We start from the raw sequence: 22,197 nt of genomic DNA on the forward strand, positions 1-22,197 counted from the left end.
CTGCTAATGGCGCTGATCGTCGAAAAACGCTTTCTTGCCGTCGACCCGCTCCGAGGCCTTGGGCACATTCACCGCCTGGCCTTCGGGTTTTTCCACATACCAGTAGCAATGGCTCACGGCCCGGGTAATCCCGACGTAGGCCAGGCGCAGCACTTCGTCCTTTTGCGCAGTGTCATAGGGTTCGCTGTCCCCGTCCTTACCCAGGCCCGCCATGCGGTAGACCTGGTTCTTGTAGGGCGAGCTGGTCACATGCTGGCAATCCCCGAGCAGGAACACCGTATCCGCCTGCAGGCCCTTGGCGCTGTGGTACGTCAGCTGCTTCAACCTGCGCGTCGCTGCAGGCAAGCTGGAATCAACATTAACAATCGACTGAATATGCTCTTGAATCAGTAGCTTATCGCTACTTTTTCGATACAGCATTAATATCGAATCGCCCCTTTGATAATGCTCCAGCAGTTGCCGCCCCAACGCCGCATCGTCCCGCTCCAGTACCGTGACCGGCACCAAGGCTTTTGGCGTGCCGCTGGCCTTGGCCTTTTTTCCCGGGATTGCCGGCGCAGCGCGCACGATATGTTCGGCGGCGTCGATGATGTGCTGATGGCTGCGGTAGTTCTCGCCGAGCATGACGCGGGTAGTGCTCGGCGCCGGGAATTGCTGGTTGAATTCCATGAAGTACTTGGGCGAACTGCCGCGCCAGCCGTAGATCGACTGCCAGTCATCACCCACGCACAGCAAGGACGAACGTTGCGCGCCACGGCCCACATGCATCGCCGGCCCACGACTGCGGATTTCCCGCAGGCTGGCGCGTATCCACGAGACGATCTGGGGCGATACGTCCTGGAATTCGTCGATCATCAGGTGCGACATCGGCCGCAGCAGCGGATCGCTGAGGAGCTTGAGGTTTTCCGGGGTGTTCTCGCCGAACAGCGAGAACATGCGGTTATAGGTCATGATCGGCGGCGACTGATCCAGCAGGTGATCTTCCAGGGCTTTCCAGAAGATGCTCAGGGCCTCGAAGAAGAAGCGGTCCGGGTCGTCCTTGGCGAAGCTCATCTGGCCGACGGCAGTCGGCACGTCCAACCCCAGGTTCTCGATAAAGCCGGCGGCCATCACGAAACTGTCCAGCAGCGGCGCCGACACCAGCTCGCCCTTGACCTTGTAATCAAAACCGGGACCCGCGCTGGCATCCCCGGCGAGGCTGCTTAACAGACGCTTTGATGCGTCATAGCTATCAAGCCATATCAATGGCTTACGACAGAAAGCTTGAAACAAGGTGCGCTTTACCGCCCACTCTGCACGGACCGACAGCTTCGAATTCGGCCGGCTGATCTGGGCATTTTCCCTGGGATCAAAGCCCAGCATTACCCACGCATCCAGCGCCGGGATATAGCCGTGGCAATGGAACTGCGCGCCATTGATTTCGAAGCGCTGGCGACTGGGCTCAATCCCCTTGATCGGCCAGGCGCCGGCACGAAACCACAGGTCCTCGATCACATCGCAGAGTTCTTCATCGCGCTTGGCCGCCAGTTCGGTCACGGCTATGCGCTTTTGTACATCCGGATGATCGCGCTCCAGTTCGCGCAGTTGCAGGCCCTGGCGTGCCAGTGGCGCAATCAGTTCACGAAACCGTGCATGTCGCCCCTGCAACTGGTGGTAGCACGCATTCATCTGCTGGCGCTGGGCGTCGCTGATGCGCAGGTCGAACGGGTTGCTGTCAGCGTCTTCGAAACCGGCACTGAGGTTTTCAAACGCCTGCAGGCGTTCAAAACCCGGCAGGCTGCGGACCATCGGCAGGATGCGCGAGTGAAAGGTCCGTACCACCGCCTGGGCTTCTTTCATATCAATGGGTTGGCCCCACAGGGTGAGAATGTCCATGAGCTTGTTGATGAAGTCTTTGCGCGACTCGCGGGTGAAGGTCACCACGGTCATCGAGCTCAATTCGAAGCCCAGGTAATGGGTGAGCAGCAAAATACGCAGCACCAGCGAGGTGGATTTACCCGCGCCGGCACCGGCGATCACCGAGGTTGACGGCGTGTCGCTGAAGATCATCTTCCATTGCGCCGCGCTCGGCTGGGCATGGGCCGGCAGCAACCGGGCCACATCAGCCTTGATGCGTTTCTTCACGTCGGCGGTCAAGGGCAGCCGCCAATCGTCGAACAGGCTGTCATCGACGCCGGGCGCGCGGTGCTCATCGGGACGGAAGTCGCGGATCAACAGGACTTGTCGGCCCTCCTCGATGCCATCGGCCTTGCCCTCGCGATAGCCATACTCCACGCCGGCCTCGTGACCACTGCGAAAACCATCGGCCTGCCCGTGCAACCAGGAAAACCGATGCTGTGCGCGCAAACGCGTCAGGCCATGGCCAAACAGGCGTGCGGCGAGGCGTTTGAGTAGGGGCATTTCCGCCAGTGGGCGCAGTTCGGGGGGCAGATCAGGCTTGTGTTGCGGCACGCGGACTCCTGCGATGAGCTGGGTTTTGACAAGGGCACCATGGTCGCCGGAATCGGCGCTCAGTTCCAGCCAATTGCTTTACCGTCATGCAGTTAGGCGATGAAGTGAAAGTCAAAACACTGTTTACCCATCGAATCTGCTGATAGGAATCAGGCATTTTTTACGCTTTTTATCGATCATGGGCTCACGGATCATAGCGCCATCAACAGGAGACGATCATGCTTGAACTACGACCTTTCAACGCCCTGGGCGGCGCCCACCACGGCTGGCTTGACGCCCATCACCACTTTTCATTTGCCGAATACCACGACCCCAAGCGCATGCACTGGGGCAACCTGCGGGTCTGGAACGACGACATCATCGCCCCCGGCACCGGCTTCCCGCAGCACGCCCATCGCGACATGGAGATCATTACCTATGTGCGTGAAGGCGCGATCAGCCACGCCGACAACCTGGGCAACAAGGGCCGCACCGAGGCCGGTGACGTGCAGGTAATGAGCGCAGGCACGGGGATCGCCCACAGCGAGTACAACCTGGAAGCGACGCCGACCAAGATCTTCCAGATCTGGATCATCCCGAACGAGGCCGGCCTGCCACCCTCCTGGGGCGCCAAGCCGTTTCCGAAAGGTGATCGCGAAGGGTTTGTGACCCTGGCCAGTGGCAAGGCCGGTGACAGCGAGAGCCTGCGCATCCGCGCGGATGCCCGCCTGGTAGCGGCGAACCTGAAAGCCGGGGAAAGCGCGGAATACCGCTTGGACAGCGGCCGTCGAGCTTACCTGGTGCCGGCGACCGGCGTGATTGAGGTCAACGGCTTGCGTGCGCACGCTCGAGACGGTGTAGCGGTTGAGAATGAGCAGGTGTTGCGGGTGACGGCGGTTGAAGACAGCGAGATCGTGTTGGTCGACCTGGCCTGATCAACCCTGTGGGAGGAAGGCAATCCTCCTCCCACAGGGGTTTTGCGTTTTTACTGGGAGATGGCGCCGTCTACCAGTACCTGCGCCTCTTGCACCAGCTGCTTGAGGTGATCTTCACCAATAAAGCTCTCAGCGTAGATCTTGTAGATGTCCTCGGTGCCCGATGGTCGTGCGGCAAACCAGCCGTTTTCGGTCATCACTTTCAGGCCGCCAATCGCCTGGTCGTTGCCCGGCGCGTGGCTGAGGATCTGCTGGATGCTTTCCCCGGCCAGTTGCGTGGAGGTCACCTGCTCTGGCGACAGCTTGCCCAGCAAGGCTTTTTGCGCCGGGGTGGCCTTGGCGTCGACACGAATGGCGAACGGCTCGCCCAAGGCATCGGTGAGGCCACGGTAGATCTGGCTCGGGTCCTGGCCTTTGCGCGAGGTCATTTCCGCCGCCAGCAAGGCCGGGATCAGGCCGTCCTTGTCGGTGCTCCACACCGTGCCATCCTTGCGCAGGAACGACGCCCCGGCGCTTTCTTCGCCGCCAAAGCCCAATGAACCCTCGAACAGGCCATCGGCAAACCACTTGAAGCCCACCGGCACTTCATACAGGCGCCGTCCCATGCGCGCGGCCACGCGATCGATCAGGCCGCTGCTGACCACGGTCTTGCCCACGGCCGCATCGGCGCGCCAGTCGGGGCGGTTCTGGAACAGGTAGTCGATGGACACCGCCAGGTAGTTGTTCGGCGCCAACAGGCCGCCGGACGGGGTCACGATGCCATGGCGATCATGGTCCGGGTCGCAGGCGAAGGCCACGTCGAAGCGTTCCTTGAGACCGATCAGGCCTTGCATGGCGTAGCTGGAGGACGGGTCCATGCGGATCTGGCCGTCCCAGTCGACGCTCATGAAGCGGAACGTGGCGTCGACTTCAGTGTTCACCACCTCCAGGTTCAGTCGATAGTGCTCGGCAATCGCCGACCAGTAGCGCACCCCTGCTCCGCCCAGCGGATCCACGCCCAGGCGCAGGCCGGCACTACGGATGGCGTCCATGTCGATCACGTTGATCAGGTCGGCCACGTAGCTGTTGAGGTAGTCATGGCGATGGGTGGTGTCGGCCTTGAGCGCCTGCGCATGGGTGATGCGCTTGACCCCGGCCAGTTTATTGGCCAGCAGTTCGTTGGCCTTGGCTTCGATCCACTTGGTGACGTGGGTATCGGCCGGGCCGCCGTTGGGCGGGTTGTACTTGTAGCCGCCACTTTGCGGCGGGTTGTGGGACGGCGTGATAACGATGCCGTCGGCCAGGCCGCTGGTACGGCCACGGTTGTAGCAGATGATGGCGTGGGAAATTGCCGGGGTTGGCGTGTATTCATCGCCTTCGGCGAGCATCACGTGCACACCGTTGGCAGCCAGCACTTCGAGTGCGCTGGCACCGGCCGGGGTCGACAGCGCATGGGTGTCCAGGCCAACGAACAGCGGGCCGTCGATGCCCTGGGCCTCGCGATACAGGCAGATGGCCTGGCTGATGGCAAGCACATGCCATTCGTTGAAGCTCAGTTCGAACGAGCTGCCACGGTGCCCGGACGTACCAAAGGCTACGCGCTGGGTGGAGATCGCTGCATCAGGCTGGCCGGTGTAATAGGCCGTGACCAGTCGCGGGATATCCACCAGCAACTGGGCCGGCGCCGGCTTGCCCGCAAAAGGACTGATTGTCATGCATAAACCTCGGATAGAAGGATTCGGAAAAAATGGCAGTTTACTGAGAGTTGGACTGCTGCGCGACGGTATCGATCCTACATCGTTAAGAGAAATTTCACCCAGTCTGCGCCTGGCGCAATGCGTCGCTCAATGCTTCCAGGGCAATGTCCAGATTGGGTTGCCCGTGGAAGGTGTGACTCACGCGCAGGTGCTGCTGGTGCAAGCCACTGACACTGAACAGCTCCCCGGGGGCGATCACCACTTGCCGTGCCAGCAGGCGCTGAAATGCCTGGCGCATGTCTACGGCCCGGGTGGAGGCCAGCCAGAACGCGGCACCGGCAGCCGGCATCCGATAAGTCACCTGGTCGCCCAAGTGCTGTTCCAGGCGCTGGCTCATGTGCGCCGCCTGCTCGCTCAGGCGTTGGCGCAGTGTGCGCAGGTGCTGGTCAATCCGCCCGCTTTGGTACAAACGGGCAATCGCGCGCTGACGGATCGACGATAAACGGAATGAGCGCAGCAGGAACTGACGCTGCAACTCATTGCTCATGCGCCGGCACAGCAGGTAGCCGTAGGGGGCTTCCGAGCCGAGCGCTTTCTCGAACGAAGAAAACACGATCAGCCGCTCAGGGTTCACCCGTTCACGCAATGCGGTGTGGGGGGCTTCAAAACCCAGCTCGCCAAAGGTGTCGTTTTCAAGCAACCAGCAACCGGACTGCTCCAGCAGGTGTGCCACGTCGAGACGCTCGTCGATTGACATGGCCACCCCGCTGGGCAGGCTGACGGAAGACGAGAGCAACACCAGATGCACCGGCTCATCACGCAACAGCTTCCCCAGCACAGTTCGATCCAGACGACCCTCCGGCGTCCAGGGCAACTCGATGATGCGCACCCCGGCGTCCTGCAACAGGCGCAGGATCAGCCAGTCGCAGGGCGACTCGACAATCACGGTGGTGCCCCGCAGGCCCAGCACTTCGATCAGGATATCCAGCACGCCGCGCAGGTCGGCGCCGATGTACACGTCGTCGGCATGCCAGCAGCGCATGGGCGACGAGGTATAGCGCGCGGCCAGGGCTGCGCGTAATTCCCATACACCGCAGGGCTGGGACCAGGGCTGCAAATGCGACGGGTACTGGCGCACCAGTTCCCGCTCGAGCCGCAGCAGTGTTTCATCCAGGGAGCCCAGCAATGCCGGCTCGTCACCACTGAGTACCAGCATGCCGGGGCGCCGGGCCGCCGCGTAGAGGCGATCAAGCAAATCCCCGCCGGCCCAGGCCAGCGGGTTTGCCGACATCGGCCAGGCGTAATAGCCGGATTTGGCCACCGAATACACCCTGCCCTCCTTCTCCAGCAGCGCATAGGCGTACTGGATCGTTGAAATGGACACGTTCAGGCGTCCGGCCAACTGCCGTAACGACGGCAGTTTTACCCGGGTGTCGGTACTGACCTCGTTGATCAGGCTGATCATGTAGCGATAGACCGCCTGATACGCGAAATCCGCCTGACGCTCGCCGCGCAGGGTCATCGCCCGAACAATGGCACGGCCTGCGCGGCGCCCTGGGCCGCAGCGGCGCGACACATGCCGTTTTCTCTGGCCAGCGGCCGTTTGCGGTACAGGTGCTGCAACAAGGGCATCGGCAAACCGCTGGTGTCCGTTACCCACTGCTGCAGCATTTCGGCGGAACCGTTGCCCTGGAGGACTTTGTGCAACTCAGGCAACGCCACCAGCATGCCCGGGTGACATTGGCGCAAATAACCTTCCAGTCGCTCTCCGTGATGAACAAAGGGTGAAAACAGCAGGCAGGTCAGCTGGGTCTCATCCAAGCCGAAGAACTCCTGGGCGTAGGTACTCCAGAGCATGCGCCCTTCGCGGGTCCCGGCCTGAATGAGCAAGTCGTCGGGCATGCGCAAATGGCGCATGTACGCGGCGGCCTGCTGCACAAAGCCTTCGACGCCGTCCTCATAATCCAGCGCACGCAGGCATTCGGCCTGCAACCCACGTAGGTGAGCCATCAGCAACGGATTGGAATAGGCCGGATGGCTGAAGTGAAAGCCCAGTGGATCGGGAGCGTAGGCCATGAACTCGGTCAGCAGGGAGGTCGACGCGATGTCGACATCTTCCAGCAGGTCGGCGATGCCGATGTAGGCCAAGTGACGATGCCCCGCCGTGCTGGGGTTATCGCTGGCCACGTAATGCTCACCGAACACATCCTGGTAATAAGCGGTGCTCCACTCGTCCATGTGGGCGAACAACGCGTTGAGCGACAGCGGATGGCCCTTGGGAACTCGGACGCCTGCGCCCTGGGCGGTTTTCTTGAGCCAGGCAAGAAACTGACTTTGCCTGCGCGGGGAGTCACCACTGACCAGCGCGTGGACGCCGCCATTGCACGTGGTGACACGCTGGTAAAAATCACCGACGGCCAGGTAAGTGTCGTTGCACAGGGTGGCGCGGCAGTCCCCGGCACTCACATGGCCCATCATCAACATATTGCGCTGGCTGATCTTTCGCCCGATCGCTGAGGCCGGACGCTGGTGATTGAAGGGTTGTACCTCCTGGTTTTCCACCATCAACAACTCGACACGCGGGTCGTCGTGGAGAAACAGCCGGCCGTAGCCGCGATTCAGGGTATCGAGCTGCCCCTCGGTCATGCCCGCGTGACGTAACGTCGCGACCCTCAGTTGAAAGGTACGTGGCGCGCGACCGGCAATGGTCAGTTGAGCAGCTCGCAGCAGCGCCAGGGTATAGCTGCTGACTTCACCGCCACCGTGGGCCACCAGTACCTTGAAGTCCCCCACCTGTTCCATCCCGCCTGCCGCGACAATGATTCGCTGGACCAGTAACTGGAGAGCGGTACGTCCCGCGCGACTGAAGTGCCCGATCAGACGTTGCAGAACTTGCTGGTAAACATGATTCATAGCCTGTTCGTGAATAGTGCTCATAGTTCTACTACCCGAGTTGAAATATCAGTTTCAAGCAACTGCTGACAGTGTTTGCTTGACCTATTTTGCGTGTAGGAAAATCGCGCCTCGCATTGTGCGCCGATGATTAAACACTAGCACCACGCAACAAAACGACAGGGATTGCCGGGACGCATCTTTTACCCGCACAGGCGCATAACCTAATGAAAGTACTGGTAAAAATTTCTAAAAGGTTAGCCTTAGGAGTCTTCCGACAAGGTCCTACGCGTTTTTAACCAGCCTTTTAAAGAAGTGTCCGACAATAGGCTCAAACAACTTTTCCATTTGCATGGCCGGTACGCTTTATGAAAGTACCTGTCTTGCTGAGTACACCTGTGGGCCGCGTCGATAGTTCGAGCAACTATCAGCAGCCGAGTCATGGATTCAATCATTGCTCAGTCCTTGAGATGAAAGTGAAGGCGCAATTATCAGTGTTGGAATAATGATTAATAGATACAGAAGCGGGCCGAAAACCAGTTCAGATGAACAACCGATGTCGCGTAAAAGGTGCACATGCAACGACGCCGCACTGGGATTCAGGGCGGCGTCAGGGAGAGAGGGCCGGATTTGTGGGCTAAAGTGCCAGGTCGGCAGCTTCTGGGGCGGGCGGGTTAAGCCCTGTCAAATGGCGCATTTGCCCCATTCACTCAGGCGTCGGAGCGCTCATTTACGAATACTCCTACAGCTCAAACAGCCGCAACCTGCAACGCAACCCGCTCGCGGCACGGGCATTCATCCATGTAACGGTGGGCTTCGACAAACTGATTGAACGGAAACACCGTGGTTTTCAGGGGCACGAGCACACGATCGGCGGTCAGTTGGTTGATGTCACGCAACGCACGCTGCAACGCCACCTGATCCTGGATGATGCCCAGCTCCGGCTTGCCGGTGAAGTTGCCGATACAGTGCACGAAGAACTGAATGTTCTTCTGGAACGCCGCGCACGCCGGGAACGGTGTCTGGTTACCACCCTGCAAGCCATACAGCACCAGGCTGCCACGGGGCGCCAGCACATCACCGAGCAGCGACATCTGCGGGCCCCCCAAGCCATCGAACACCACATCGACACCGCGGTTGTCGGTGAACTTGTTGATTTGCATCAGCAGGTCCTGTTCCTCGGTGACAATGACTTTTTCTGCGCCAAGAGAAAGCAGGTACTCGCGCTCAGCGCTGTCCTTGGTGGCGGCAATCACCCGCACACCCAGGGCCTTGCCCAGTTGCACAAACGAAGGGCCGGCGCAATGGCTGGCGTCGGTCACCAGGGCAAACTGCCCGGGCTTGACCCGTGCCAGGTCCACATACGCAAAGTAGGCAATCAGCAGCGGCGTGTAGTGCACGCTGGCTTCGATGGGGCTCAGGACGTCCGGATAGCGGGTCAGGGCCGAACGGGGCAGGACGATCTGTTCGCCATACACCGGGTAATCATTGGGGCTCTCGGCCGGAAAACTGGCCACTTTATCGCCCACTGCCAAGTCATCCACGCCCTCGCCCAAGGCAACGACCACCCCGGCCATCTCATGGCCAAGGCCGGATGGAAGGCGTGCGTGGGAAGACGCCAGGTTCTGGCGCCACAAAATGTCATACCAGCTGATGCCAATCGCCTCGACACGGACCTGCACTTCGCCCGGTGCGGGCTGCGCGGCTGCATGCTCTTCGCACTTGAGCACCTCGGCCGGACCAAACTTGTGAAAACGGATCGTGCGGGACATCGCAAACCTCGTCAAAGTAACCTCTATTGCCATGAACTCTATCTGGGCTTTCCGGCTAAGGCCACCGGTCGCCGTTAATAGTCGACATGTCTGTCATTGATTCCGCATCTGAGGAATAGACCTCAAGTATCGTAGGAAAACTCAATTAGCCGGTGCAGAGTACCAGCCTTTCCCCGTAAGATTCATACCGGTCACGCGTCTGAATGGACCTTCAGGGCTCTTATATCGCCGTTCTCGTCAAATAAAGCTGACTCTTCCAGGACACAAGATGAACCGTAACGACCTGCGTCGTGTCGACCTTAACCTCTTGATCGTATTCGAAACCTTGATGCATGAGCGCAGTGTGACCCGCGCCGCCGAGAAATTGTTCCTCGGCCAACCAGCCATCAGCGCCGCGTTGTCGCGCCTGCGTGGGCTGTTCGACGACCCCCTGTTCGTGCGCACCGGCCGCAGCATGGAACCCTCGGCCCGGGCCGTGGAAATCTTCGCCCTGCTCTCCCCGGCCCTGGACTCGATTTCCACCGCCGTCAGCCGCGCCGCCGAGTTCGACCCGGCCACCAGCACCGCGGTGTTCCGCATCGGCCTGTCCGACGACGTCGAATTCGCCCTGCTGCCCCAACTGCTAAAACGCCTGCGCGCGGAAGCGCCCGGCATCGTATTGGTAGTGCGCCGCGTCAACTACATCCTGATGCCCGGCCTGCTCGCCTCCGGCGAAATTTCCATCGGCGTCAGCTACACCGCCGACCTGCCGGCCAACGCCAAGCGCAAAGTACTGCGCCGCAGCCTGCCGAAGCTGCTGCGCGCCGACAGCGTCCCGGGCTCCCTGAGCCTGGACGACTTCTGCGCCCGTCCCCACGCCCTGGTGTCGTTCGCCGGCGACTTGAGCGGGTTCATCGATGAAGAACTGGAGAAACTCGACCGCAAACGCCATGTGGTGCTGGCGGTGCCGCAGTTCAACGGGCTGGGGACATTGCTGGCAGGCACGGACATTGTCGCCATTGTGCCGGACTATGCCGCCGAGGCACTGACCGCCGCAGGGGGGTTGCGCGCGGAAGAACCGCCGTTGCCGGTGCGTTCGTTCGAGCTGCATATGGCTTGGCGTGGGTCGCAGGACAATGATCCGGGGGAGCGGTGGTTGCGGTCGCGGATACAGATGTTTTTTGGCGACCCTGAGAGTCTTTAGGTGTCGTCGGGCAGGCTGTTCATCTGATCATTTTTGCCTTTCCACAAACCATGGAGCTCCATGCACTTCCAGTGGATTGCTACATTGGGGGCACATCTGAGGGCATGCTTTGGATGGTTTGAAAAGGATGCCCCCACTGCCCGCAATCCTGCCTAAGCATCAGTGTTTCGCTAAGCGCCAAGAGAACTTTAGCGACATCATCGGTGTACGATTTCCGGCTGGAGCACCCCCGCTACAGGCATGCGCACTACCCAAGGGAATCGTTTGGGATCGGCCTGTTCGTACTGATTGACCTCCAGGCGAGGCAGATTCCGCTTGTCATACAACATGCCTAGCCGCAATGCCAGGCTTGCAGGGGCAGCCAGAAACAAAGTTATTTCTGTAACGCCTTTTCGAACCAAGGACATAACTGTATCGAGAAACTGCTGAGCGAGTTGTTGTTGTTTCAACTCGGACCAATGCGTGTCGGTACCACGCCCTTCCAGATCCATCCGGATAATGGGCGTTCCTGCTTCAGCGATCTGCACATCAACATCCAAAACATCGTACGAAGCGGACACACAGAGCGCCACGCGGGTCGCCCCTGCTTGCAAGGTATCCAAGCCTGCCACCACAAAGCGTTTACCGTCATCATCAACGGTCAACCCACGCCAGGCACGCAGTTGCCGATCCCAGTCCATGATGACCGTGTTTGACTCATCGTCGACGATCACTCCGAGGAGAAAAAGCAATGGCACCGGTGCAAGCCCACCGAGCACAAACGATATATCGGATCGATCCAACCCATCGCAACGTCGTGCAATGTCATCCGGCAGGCTTGAAATTCGACGTACTGCAGCCTCTGGGCTCACGATCTGCCCGTCTACAACTCCTTGCCTCAAGTCGCTGATCACCTGCTCACGGCGACCGGGTATTGATGAGGGAACCGCTGAAGCCAGAGGTTGACCTTGCCAATCTCTCAACCCTCTGGCCTCGATCACGATGACCTTCTTACGGCTCTCTCGGCGGATATCACAAACGACCAGCCATCCACCTAGCAATACAATCACACAAGCTATCGCGAACACACCCCAGCTCAACGCACCGGAGCTTCCAGAGGTATCCCAGCTAAAGTTAAACGGCCCCTGGGAAGTTGGAATCGTAATGCCGACTGTCAGTCCTACGAGCACCAGACCAAAGAGGGGCACGCCTACTCGAATCAGTGTGACGCCCGGCGAACGTCGCCTGAAGACCCAATCGATAAGCGATTTAATGAAGTAATTTATCAATGTCTATGCTCCAGAATGACAACCGGTGATGGGCTAAAATGGCGACGAAACAAGGTGCAAGAACATGAGATCTTACGCCACCATTGCAGCCGAACGATCAGCAGAACCGCAAAATCGATACCGCGCTCACCGTTGACAAGATCGACCATAGACTCAACGTCCTGAGCACTTGGCGTCACCGGGAATCGAGGGTGCGAATGCCACTCACCCAAGTAGTTGAAGCGATCATATTGATGCCCGGTTTCGCAGAAGAACGCATTCAACGCCTCGGCATGGGCTTCCGAACTCCGGACGAAATGGGCTTGCCCTCCCGTCTGGCTGTCAATCGTCAAGTCAACAACTCGGAAATGACCGGGCTCAATCTGCTCCCCCATCAACACACCGCCAATCTCTCGACTACCCGCCGCTCTGAGCGCCTTTCGCAACTGCTCCTTGACGCTATCCGCAAATTCAACTTGCATCGTTGGCCTTTGGTAGAAGGTCTGCGAAGAATTTCTTGAAGGCCTCAACGTCGCCATCTTGTACCTCCATGCTCCAACCATCGGTTGGGCCAAGATCGATCGGCCTAACATCGAATGGCGCCGTAAAGAGCCATCTTCCAGACAGGCCAATCAAATAAGCGGAGTATGGGAAGATCGTCGCTTCGGGACGAGCAAGTAGGTCAGTGGCAAAGCGAGACAGGTGCGCAGCAATCACAGTGACGTCTGCATCGTCGGCTATCAGCGGCACTCCCGATTCGCCGTCCCCAGCATAAGGCTGGGCGGCCGGCTCATCAGGCCATTCGACGCCCTGAGTGGCGTACCACGCCTCAATGCGCCTACGGGTCTCCAAAGGTGTGGGATCTATATCTGGACGTAACCGAACAACTATTCCGCCAGCCCCACCACCAAACACCTGAGCCCAGCACAATGATTTCTTGGCTCTTCGTGCAATGGCCGAACAAAGGTTGAAGACCGTGGGATCGGCGGTTGCATCAATGATCAAATCACAGTCTGCGATGTACTCCATCGTGGTAGCGGTTGACCCTCCGCTCTCTTGGCCACCGAGCACAGTAGTACGAGTGAGGACTTCGCAATCGGCATTTACTTCATTCACGCGAGCGGCCAGTGCTTGCGACTTGTGCATCCCCACCGCCCGCCAATCGAGTTCATTACGAACCAAATTACCCACAGCCAGAATGTCGCCATCCACCAGCACAAACTTGCCCACACCAACTCTGGCAAGCTGCACGGCCACCTTGGAACCTAGAGATCCGCAGCCAACAATCGCAACCTTGGCAGACCCGAGGTTGACGTATGCGGGATCAAGACGAGCGCCATCACGCTCAGCAAATACCAGGTCGTAGTTGATGAGCGTTTTTGCTCCAGCCTGGCCCAACATCATCAGCGCTTGAATACTCTGTCCGTCGAAGAGGATGACTTCAATCTCGCTCGGCTCTTGTACCAAGTCAGATGCCAACTCTCCAAGGCCAAACTGCTCTAGTAGTGCGACAAGCTCATCGACTGCTCGACACTTGACTGCAGCCCCCTCTGGCAAGCGGACTACCTTTGCTTTCAATGAGGTAGCACCATAGCCACGTCTGTTGGGCTCTTGCCAAATGGGCTCCTCTGTAGGGCCTATTCGTGCAAGCTGAGCGGCGTATACACCGGCGAGGTGATGCTCCTGCAGCTCAGCATCCACTGCATGTCCCTCTTCAACCGACAACAGGCCAGCCCATACAGCCCTGGAATAGAGGAAGCGGAATTTGGAGTTTCTTGCTCGCTGCGCAGGGAGGACTCTGTGATCTGACGGCGCGGGCTCACCAGTTTCCTGTTCGGATGAAAGCAGGCGATGAGCACTTTCGATCATCATGGCGCCAGTGATCTCTGGCATCCAATTGTCGGAGCGGTACTCCAAGCACAGCTCACCCGATGGGCCGTACTGATGGCCGGACAGACGTTCCTTTTCGCGGGATACAACCGACGGCACCACATCCGGAAAGAACTCAGGAAAGTCCAGTGTCAGTGGAATAACCCTATCATTCACTACCAGCTCGAAGTCGACGGCGATCTGTAGCTCCCCGGTGAGCCTCCAGACCACCGCTTGTAGCCAGTCATGTTTGTCTGCCAGTTCCGATATCGCAGCACGCTCCGACTGTGCCCTGCGTGGTTGCTCCGCCCACCAGATCAAGCAAACCCCCTTGGCGAAGTAGGTTCCCGCCGAGTATTCGGAAAAGCTGGGGCACTGGCTGTTGAAGCGATTGCAGCGGCGGCTGAAGCAGGACTCAGCATGCTGCCAGGTAGAGGGCCGAGACGTGTGGCAGCCCTCTCGACGGCAGCCCCCATGCGGGGTTGAACACTCTCGATCAGACGGCGACGCTCAACCTGGCCCGCTAGCTTCTCAAAATCTTGACGTGCCTGATGCAACCACTCAAAAAACGCGACCTCCCGTTCCGGATGTACAGGCCACTTGTCTGCAAAGTTTTCAAGGGGATCGGAAGGGTTGCGAATAATGCAGTGTGATCCATCATGCTCGATGAAGTCATGCATCCGCGAGAGGATTGCGTACAAGGCATCAGCGATCTTTTCCTCGCCATTGTAAGCATGGGCGGCAAGTGTCGTGATGATGATCGAGATCGGGCGTTCGTCGTACCGCCCTTCGAACATGCCGTCACGATGACGCTTCAAGATCATGATGGCGGACTGAAGAGGTGTTCTTACCTTGTAATCTGGAATATCTTCGACGCTGGCTCTGATCGACTCCGCCAATGCGCGCTTGCGGCGCTCGAACACTTCCCCCATCCTGCCCTTGAACCACTCGGCATAACCCTTCGGGTTGGAGCGCTGCCAGTCATCGGAAACCACATGGTAGACAGGCGACTCAAGATCCGTAATGACCATCGCCGTCTCGGACCATTTCAGGTCAAGATTTCGAGCTTCGAGCAACAACCGCTGCCGCTCAGCGTTTGGGACAGCCGGGACTATATCCATGTGAAACTGGGCACCATCTGCATAGTCAAGCACCCAGCAACGCCGTCCCTCTCGAACAGGCTTCACCATGTTCTGGGCTCTGCGGTATGCCTTTATCTCGTTCCCGACAAGCTCCTTCAGCTGCGCCTGGGTCAGATCTCTCGTTCCAAGGAACCGGAGCAGACACACTGAGTCGACGTCGTACTCTTCCTCATCATTTAAAGGACGAATTGCCGTCCCCAGCCGAAATGATCCTTGCACATAGACCTGAGGATCGTAAGCAAGGACGGTGGACTCTGGACGGTGCAGCCAGTCACCCAATGATGCATAGCTGCGGCGAGCCTGGTCGTAACGTGACTCGCTGATTGCAAGCTCATCCGCTAGCGCGGCCAGAAAATCTTCGGCAGTTTTTGTCGGCATGGACCTCTATTCCCTGAATGTTGCCTGTCTATAGCACTAATATGCCACCACCGTTGGGGGGACGGTAGTGGCCACCGTTCGATTCGCGCCCCTCTTGGAACTGGGGCCAACCACCGCCCCTTCAATCGGGGGATAATGTAATCCGTATTGAGTGCTGTGGCTCACGTCAAGCTGCCCAGGATCTCGCCATTCCCTTCCAGGAGTGGCGTCACCATGCATTCAATGGTCTTCAGGCCACAGGCAGCTCTATTCGACCTCGGGATCGCCTTGGTTACGAACAAGGCTGCTTCACCGGGCGACTCTGACCCGAAAATTGAACATGCCCAACTAACCGATACGACCCTCTTCGCCATCGGTGCCTGCCAATAACGCTTGGACATTGGGCTTCTTCGCCACATACAGCACTGCGCCGATGGACTCACCTTTTACCCGATGGACCGTCTCTACCCTGATACCCGGCCCCTGTTTGGCATCTGCACCCTAACCAGCAAGAGGGAGCTCCAGAAGCTTGGTCTTTGCCAGCTTGTTACCTAGGGTGCCAACTGCCTTCAATCCAAACTGCTTTTCGATTGTCGCAAGCAGGATTTTAAGATTCTTCACAAGCCAGGGATGCCAATCGGTTTTGGCAATGAGATTTGAGGACGGCAAACCAGCGTCTTCATTGCGAATGAAGGCCCATAGCAGTCGCCTCAACCGCAGCATCCATCCCTCATGCGGGGCACCTTGTAACTCGGTACTGAGTCCGTGGGGAGGATCATCCAGCAAACCGACGACAGCTCTGCATACACATTTAAAGCACTCCTAATAGCGCCCTTGCTGATCTCGTAGCAACGCCGCTTCACTGAACATGGCAACGGTGCCTTGTCCCGGAGGGGCGACCTTTCCAGCCAGCATCACCGCTCGATCCGCCGATCTGCAGAGAATTGCCGCATCGTCGTGCTGCATTTTCAACTCGTCGATTCGAGCTTTGAACGAGTCAAACAGCCTGGGGAGCTCCGAATATTTGTACCCAATGAAATAACCTCCCCCCGCCTCGGGATCTCGATCTGGTTTGTCGTTCCTGCCACAAAGTCGGTTCGCAATGTCGATGATCGGTGGTAACGAACGATAATTTCGAGTGAGCTTGTATGGGGTGACACCGGCCCGCGCCTCGTAGGTGTGCAGAAACATGCCGTCAGCGCCCGCAAAAGCGTAGATGCCTTGATTACGTCCCCGATGAGGGACACCGTTGCACCGGCCTTTATGATGAGTTCCAAGATAGCCTGATGCAGCGCGCTCAAATCCTGAGACTCATCAACGAGGATTTGCGGGTAACGGGCTACTAAAGCTCGAAGCACAGCCGGCTGCTCTACCAAAGTTCGATAAACCCGGTAGCGTCCGAGGTCATGGGTGTAAGCGCCTGTGCTGCCAAGCCGCGTCACAGAATCTAGCGCCTTCCAGGTGACTAGGTGTGCTGGCCCTGCGTGAGTATCGACGAAGAAAAACGGACTCCCGTCTTCCATTCCTACCTCTAATTCCTTGACCGAGATCGGGCGATCGTCACCCCCTGGCCAATACTGATAGTTACTCAGGAACAGCTCAGAACCTGCTACGAGGTAGGCAGCCTTGGTCGCTGCCATGGTCCGATACGGCGCTTTTGCCCAAATTGTTTGGGCCTACCAACACGTTCAGTCCCGGCTGAAATTTCAGCTTGGCGTCACGCAGTTTGCGGAAATTTTTGATCGTCAGCTCAGCGAGGTACATAAAAGGCTCCATCCTTGTTTTGCAGATCAAATCCTATTGAGCTGAAGCGTGCAATAACGGATACGTGATGGATGCTGCCTCAATTGCTCCAAGCTGGCGCAAGGTAAACTGACGTCGAATTGACCCAGTGGCTGACGGCGCGCTGACCCAGAATCGATCAGTGCGCTGATCGGCGCGCGCCCCCTAGGCGATGCCATCATCGACCGGCTGCCACATAACGCTTATCGCATCGAGCTACAGAGCGAATCGATGCGCAAACGCATGACGAAACTGAAGACGGCGATCACTTCAGAGTAACAATGTCAACCTGCGTCAGTACGCTCCGAATTCCTGTCCGGATGAACGTAGAATGAATATCTAGATGCTCGTGGGCTGAGAGTCCGGATAGCGTGGAATCCGCAGTCAGACCCTCGTCGAGCTCATCAGCCCCGAGCTGGCGCCCCTAGTACGGCGGAGGCTGAAGCTGAAATCGAAGCCCGAAAAGCCGCTTTTCACGGTTTTAACCCAGGCGGTACCAAGTTCGTTGTGCGTTGCCTGGATGCGGCGCTTGGGATCGCCCGTCCCTGTGGGGCATATTCCCGACCGTATATAACGCAATCGAGTGTTCCGAGAAAGGCCCGGCCTGGCGCCGAGCTCGCGCACCTCAAAACTGAGTGAGGCCTTGCCGTCCATGCGTTAACCCGGTAACGGCCAAGCTGACGACTGCCAAGGCATTCTGCGTAACAGCGTCAAAGCCTTCGTAAAACACACGCAAGGATAATCTCCTGAACCAAATCGCGTCCCGCTCAACTAGCCGGGCGAATGATGGTGTTCGCGTTATCGAAAAAACCATGACCGTTCAGTAAGCTACCAGCACAGGCGTCGACGCAGTGAGCGACCCACCAAGGATTTCGGAAGAACATGAGTTCGTATGATCTGATCAAAGATCTGGAGAGAAAACTGGCGCTCTACAAAGACACGCACCCTTCGCGTGTGGCCTCTCCAAACTCCCTTCACGAGCGGATCGCTCATTACATTCACGCTGCGCATATCTACCCGAGACCTCTAAACCGAGACAACGTGACAGCCCTGCTAGAGGGGCGAGATTCCTGGCCAACAGTGGCAGGTGCAGAGTTTTGTCTAGCCTACCCGGTGGACGTCTCGGAGCTTGAACAGGCCCGCGTTATTGCATTCCCGGATGACTATCTGGCCGTACAGCCCAAAGTGCCCTCGACCCCCGACATGCCGCCAAAGCTGCGGCATCAGCTAGATGCACACACCCTTCTGTACGAGCTGCGGTACCTCAACGATGTCTGGGAACCCCCGCAGTTAAGACTTTGCCAAGAAGACGTTACCTCGATCGACCTGGCCTTCCTGCGCGATACCTTTGAATCCCGAGCCGAAGGTTATCGGCTGAAGGTAAAGCGCGAAGACCTTAAAGGCGTAGGCACTTTCCTATGGAAACGACTGATAGACGGCTCAGTAGACCCAGATACCGCTTTTTCCAATTACATCACCAGGATGCGACTGGCCGCTGGCAGTATTGCTATCTTCCAAATCGATTTCGATCTAGATATCGACGTTAAACAGTACCTTGACTGCGCCTTCAACTATATCGCTGCAGATAAGACACTATTTGATAGCTGGGCAGACTGCGCAGCCAATGTCGCTATCAGTCACAATCGTGTTAACAACATCATCAAGAAGCCATCTCCTCTAGTGGTGCGGAAAAGACCGGGACAACCTGACGAAGTGAGCCAAGAAGCGGAATCCTATTGTGAGGCTCTTGATTTCTCTCAGCTTGAAAGCATGATCTACAATCTAGCGAGCAGCCCCCCCACCACGCTCATAGAGGGTGCAAAATGGTGGAAAGATGTAACGCATTATCGATTCCAAGGGATCGGAGGCATTAGCGAGCACTTAGTTCACTTAATCCTCCAGCGCGAGCATAACCTTTACTCCCCCAGAGACAGCTTCCCTCTCACCCGAAAACTAATCGACTTAGCCCATCGCTCCCCTAAATTGGTCGGAGCCCTGTTCAGTGATATCTATCACCCTCCCTATCTTTGCTTCTTACTCTCGAACCCGAAGACAAACCAATTTGGCTTGATCGGTGTTTATGAAAATATAGAGCGGAACATGCGCCCCATATCAGAATATGCCTCTTATGAGAAGAACTGGGGTGACTTAGTATGGACTCAAGCTCTTGAAATATTTTACAACAGCTACGAGCAGTATGTTCGCCTACCAGCCCTACCCGAAGCTATAGATCAGCTTTGCGAAATGATCGCTTGGTTCGCCAACCACGAGATCAACTACAACTCTCGTCACAAGTTAATAGCAGACACTCGCCTGCCTAGCCTCCAAAAGACCATAAGCACCGTGAGGTACTTGGATGATTCAAGACAAGTTAGGTACCTCATAGAGGATCACCGCCAAATACTCATCAATCGTGCGCACGAACACCTTCAGAAGGCTCGTATAGGGGACCGATATCTACCCCTCGGAGGGTGGCTGATTTTATTCTGGTGCCTTGACTGGGATTTGGCCTCATCCAAGTCACACCATAATTCGAGTAGCCATGCACTTGATGCATGCGGGGCATTGATCGATAGCTACCTAGGACTGCTGTATGACCGCCTGAATGGTGACACAAATGCGGTTGATGACCCGCTCGCATTTGATGAGCTTGAATGGCTCAGCGTCTATATAAACGCATTAGCCGAGCAGCGCGAACGCTGGATCAGTGCTCTTGATGATCAACCTGCGATCGATTCAGGTGACCCCGCCAAAGAAAAAAGAGACACCGTATTCGCTGCTCGCATGCACACCCGATTGCTACTGAAACTTTTCACGCAAACTGAATACACTCCAGAGCACGCAGTGGAGAAGCGCATTTTTGCAAGTAAGCTCATGGGTATTATCGAACGCTTTGGCTTCTATTCAGAGTGGCAATCTGGAATTTTCGATTATTTGCATGATAACTCGGACTACAGCCCTATAAAACTATGGCCAACAGTTTGCAATGTAGCCAACAATTTTACTCCGATAGAATTTCAAGAGCTAATTGCAATTTTGCGGCGAAGGGAGGCCCCCTTAAGAGCGCTATTTATAATGCTAGAGCGCACTACTGCATATGAGAACAAGAAACTTGTAGTAGGACTGTTAGCTGAGCGTAATCTAGAAGAAGCGGCAACCAACTGGACCCCCGAAGCCTTCGACATCATCCTGAAAGCCGCTAACAATGGTCAAATGAAAATTGCCAGGGAATATCTAGACTACGTAAGGAAATACTCTCACAAAACTTTTAAAAACAAGACTGCTGAAATATCTGCCAAACTAGACCTTAAAGATATATTTGACAACAAGAAGCTGCCAGACCAGGAAAAAATCAATAGACTATGCTTGTATAAAATATCCAGCGAAGAACAACAGATCACGAATGAAGTTCAAAGCTTCAAGCGATACCTGATTGCTTCCCTTACAATGTTTGTGGATCATGCCAAAGCACTGGAGATGTTCAGCAGTGTGCTCGATGTAGAACAAACATTACAGAACGCGACGGGTTTGATCAAAGTAGCGCTCTCTTGGCCCACTGACATTGCTCGACCCGAACCGCTTGAGTTTTATTTAAAGCGCTGGCTGGACACCTATCAAACAACTTTCAAGACGGATCTCGCCGCCAAACTCAGCGATGTTGAGCTAAATTACATTCTTCAGCTCTGCTTGGAAACGGAACATTTCGACGATTTCAAACGATTCTGGAATGTGGCATCGCCCCAGCAGCAGAAGGCCTATGAATTAGCTCCACTGAGGGCAGAGTATCTCAAGCGTATGAGAAGCGCCGAAGAAGCACTGTCTTATCTCCAACAGATACGTATTTCTCATCGATCTTTCCCACTCGATGTAGAAGAGAAAATCGCTGCCATTGAGAATAGCCTCAGGAGCACCGGCACCGTGGGCCTATCTAAGCCTCAGCCAATCCTCAATGCTGAGATTGACTCCTCTCATGACAAGCTGCGTCTTGCATGGCTTACAATCAAGGACATGAACGCATACGATCAAAGTCAAATATTTATGAATGCCACAACAAATATTGATGAGTACCTGTTCGAATTGGTAGAGCATGTGGGTCGGGAGTTACTGAAACGTAATGGAAATCTCCAGCGCAAAAAATTGGCTCCAGCGTCCGCGAGCACGATCATGCTCGATGAGGAAGACATGATTAACGACTGGTTTGTATCGCTCGTATGTCAACGCATGAGTTTTCTTAATTGGACGATGCCGGATCAGTCACGTACTGGGCGCTCAGGCAGCGGTAAGGGTGTCGGCGAGACTGATGGTTGGGTACGGGATGGAAGGGGAAACCCGGTTTTCCTATTTGAAGGTTTTAGGCTTGGGAACTACATCGACACTACGCAAATTGATGAGCACCTGAACAAGATCGGCAGATATAACTCCATGGGTATGAGTACGGTGTTTGTAGTGATCTATGTAGCTACGGAAAACTTCTCACGGCTGTGCGAATCCTATGTTAAACATGTTGAGAAATGCGACTACAGAGACTTTGACGATGATTACAAAAGCGGATTACAACTCATAACCACACAGGGAAATAGCTTTAACGCCAGATACTATAAGGAAACACGTAAAATCAATCAGAGTGATGTGAACATCTACCACCACTTGTTACATCTCAAACCCCCCATGGACAGTGATGAGGGTTGATTTGAAGGATTTGGAATGAGAACTCCATCACAGAGCTGCCTGAACTGAATTAAAGAATGGAAACGAGACTCGAACTGCGGATGCCTACCAGCTTGCGCAGGGGTACGCGGTGGTAACGGTGATCAATGGGCAGCCGGTGGCCTCCAAAGCGGATCAGGCCGGCACCAGGCAGATGCTAAAGGGGCTGAAGTTGCCCTGATTGCGACGTACACTGTATGCCTAC

Annotated in this window: 14 protein-coding genes and 1 pseudogene; 3 read left to right on the forward strand and 12 right to left on the reverse strand. The window is 56.6% G+C overall.

Going from position 1 to position 22,197, the window contains the following annotated elements; genetic code table 11:
* Positions 1-3: 3 nt before the first annotated feature.
* The gene (locus BLQ09_RS17840; RefSeq protein ID WP_092358092.1) at positions 4-2,451 is read right to left on the reverse strand and encodes a UvrD-helicase domain-containing protein; all 2,448 of its coding nucleotides are present in this window, start codon (positions 2,449-2,451) and stop codon (positions 4-6) included.
* A 218-nt stretch (positions 2,452-2,669) separates the two neighbouring features.
* Between BLQ09_RS17840 and BLQ09_RS17845 the strand changes: the two genes are divergently transcribed.
* Positions 2,670-3,365 (forward strand): pirin family protein, encoded by a 696-nt coding sequence (locus tag BLQ09_RS17845; RefSeq protein ID WP_092358094.1) that lies wholly within the window; start codon positions 2,670-2,672, stop codon positions 3,363-3,365.
* A gap of 50 nt (positions 3,366-3,415) precedes the next feature.
* Here the strand turns inward: BLQ09_RS17845 and pgm are convergent, their stop codons facing one another.
* The 4 genes from pgm to BLQ09_RS17865 all read right to left on the reverse strand — a co-directional run bounded on the left by pgm (position 3,416) and on the right by BLQ09_RS17865 (position 9,705).
* Positions 3,416-5,059: a phosphoglucomutase (alpha-D-glucose-1,6-bisphosphate-dependent) gene (gene pgm / locus BLQ09_RS17850; protein WP_065941427.1), complete on the reverse strand. Its 1,644-nt coding sequence runs from the start codon at positions 5,057-5,059 to the stop codon at positions 3,416-3,418.
* 97 nt (positions 5,060-5,156) lie between these two features.
* On the reverse strand, positions 5,157-6,563 hold the full coding sequence (locus BLQ09_RS17855; protein WP_027605766.1) for an aminotransferase-like domain-containing protein: 1,407 nt from the start codon (positions 6,561-6,563) through the stop codon (positions 5,157-5,159).
* On the reverse strand, positions 6,560-7,978 hold the full coding sequence (locus tag BLQ09_RS17860; protein WP_027605765.1) for a hypothetical protein: 1,419 nt from the start codon (positions 7,976-7,978) through the stop codon (positions 6,560-6,562). The genes BLQ09_RS17855 and BLQ09_RS17860 overlap by 4 nt, the downstream gene beginning before the upstream one ends.
* A gap of 704 nt (positions 7,979-8,682) precedes the next feature.
* On the reverse strand, positions 8,683-9,705 hold the full coding sequence (locus tag BLQ09_RS17865) for a zinc-dependent alcohol dehydrogenase family protein (RefSeq protein ID WP_027605764.1): 1,023 nt from the start codon (positions 9,703-9,705) through the stop codon (positions 8,683-8,685).
* Positions 9,706-9,973: 268 nt separating this feature from the next.
* Here BLQ09_RS17865 and BLQ09_RS17870 point away from each other — a divergent pair, with 268 nt between their 5' ends.
* Positions 9,974-10,888, forward strand: coding sequence for a LysR family transcriptional regulator (locus tag BLQ09_RS17870; RefSeq protein ID WP_027605763.1), 915 nt, complete (start codon positions 9,974-9,976; stop codon positions 10,886-10,888).
* A gap of 197 nt (positions 10,889-11,085) precedes the next feature.
* On the opposite strand, the gene BLQ09_RS17875 is transcribed toward BLQ09_RS17870, so the two are convergent.
* The 7 genes and pseudogenes from BLQ09_RS17875 to BLQ09_RS17905 form a co-directional block, all read right to left on the reverse strand.
* Positions 11,086-12,156, reverse strand: a complete 1,071-nt coding sequence (locus BLQ09_RS17875) for an SAVED domain-containing protein (RefSeq protein ID WP_027605762.1) — start codon at positions 12,154-12,156, stop codon at positions 11,086-11,088.
* Positions 12,153-12,617, reverse strand: coding sequence for a Mov34/MPN/PAD-1 family protein (locus BLQ09_RS17880; RefSeq protein ID WP_027605761.1), 465 nt, complete (start codon positions 12,615-12,617; stop codon positions 12,153-12,155). Before BLQ09_RS17880 ends, BLQ09_RS17875 begins: the two co-directional genes overlap by 4 nt.
* Positions 12,607-14,325, reverse strand: a complete 1,719-nt coding sequence (locus BLQ09_RS17885; RefSeq protein ID WP_027605760.1) for a ThiF family adenylyltransferase — start codon at positions 14,323-14,325, stop codon at positions 12,607-12,609. Before BLQ09_RS17885 ends, BLQ09_RS17880 begins: the two co-directional genes overlap by 11 nt.
* Positions 14,322-15,524, reverse strand: coding sequence for a nucleotidyltransferase domain-containing protein (locus tag BLQ09_RS17890; protein WP_027605759.1), 1,203 nt, complete (start codon positions 15,522-15,524; stop codon positions 14,322-14,324). The genes BLQ09_RS17885 and BLQ09_RS17890 overlap by 4 nt, the downstream gene beginning before the upstream one ends.
* A gap of 801 nt (positions 15,525-16,325) precedes the next feature.
* On the reverse strand, positions 16,326-16,694 hold the full coding sequence (locus BLQ09_RS31635; RefSeq protein ID WP_027605757.1) for a hypothetical protein: 369 nt from the start codon (positions 16,692-16,694) through the stop codon (positions 16,326-16,328).
* 98 nt (positions 16,695-16,792) lie between these two features.
* Positions 16,793-17,143, reverse strand: a pseudogene (locus tag BLQ09_RS31640) (ATP-dependent DNA helicase); the annotation flags it as partial.
* The gene (locus BLQ09_RS17905) at positions 17,103-17,279 is read right to left on the reverse strand and encodes an AAA family ATPase (RefSeq protein WP_371914526.1); all 177 of its coding nucleotides are present in this window, start codon (positions 17,277-17,279) and stop codon (positions 17,103-17,105) included. The pseudogene BLQ09_RS31640 and the gene BLQ09_RS17905, both read right to left, overlap by 41 nt.
* A gap of 888 nt (positions 17,280-18,167) precedes the next feature.
* On the opposite strand from BLQ09_RS17905, the gene BLQ09_RS17915 reads away from it, so the two are divergent.
* Entirely contained in the window at positions 18,168-21,974 is a 3,807-nt protein-coding gene (locus BLQ09_RS17915; RefSeq protein WP_027605756.1) for a hypothetical protein, read from the forward strand.
* Positions 21,975-22,197: the final 223 nt, after the last annotated feature.

This window comes from Pseudomonas sp. NFACC25 (assembly GCF_900100935.1).
GTDB classification, from domain to species: Bacteria; Pseudomonadota; Gammaproteobacteria; order Pseudomonadales; family Pseudomonadaceae; genus Aquipseudomonas; species Aquipseudomonas marginalis.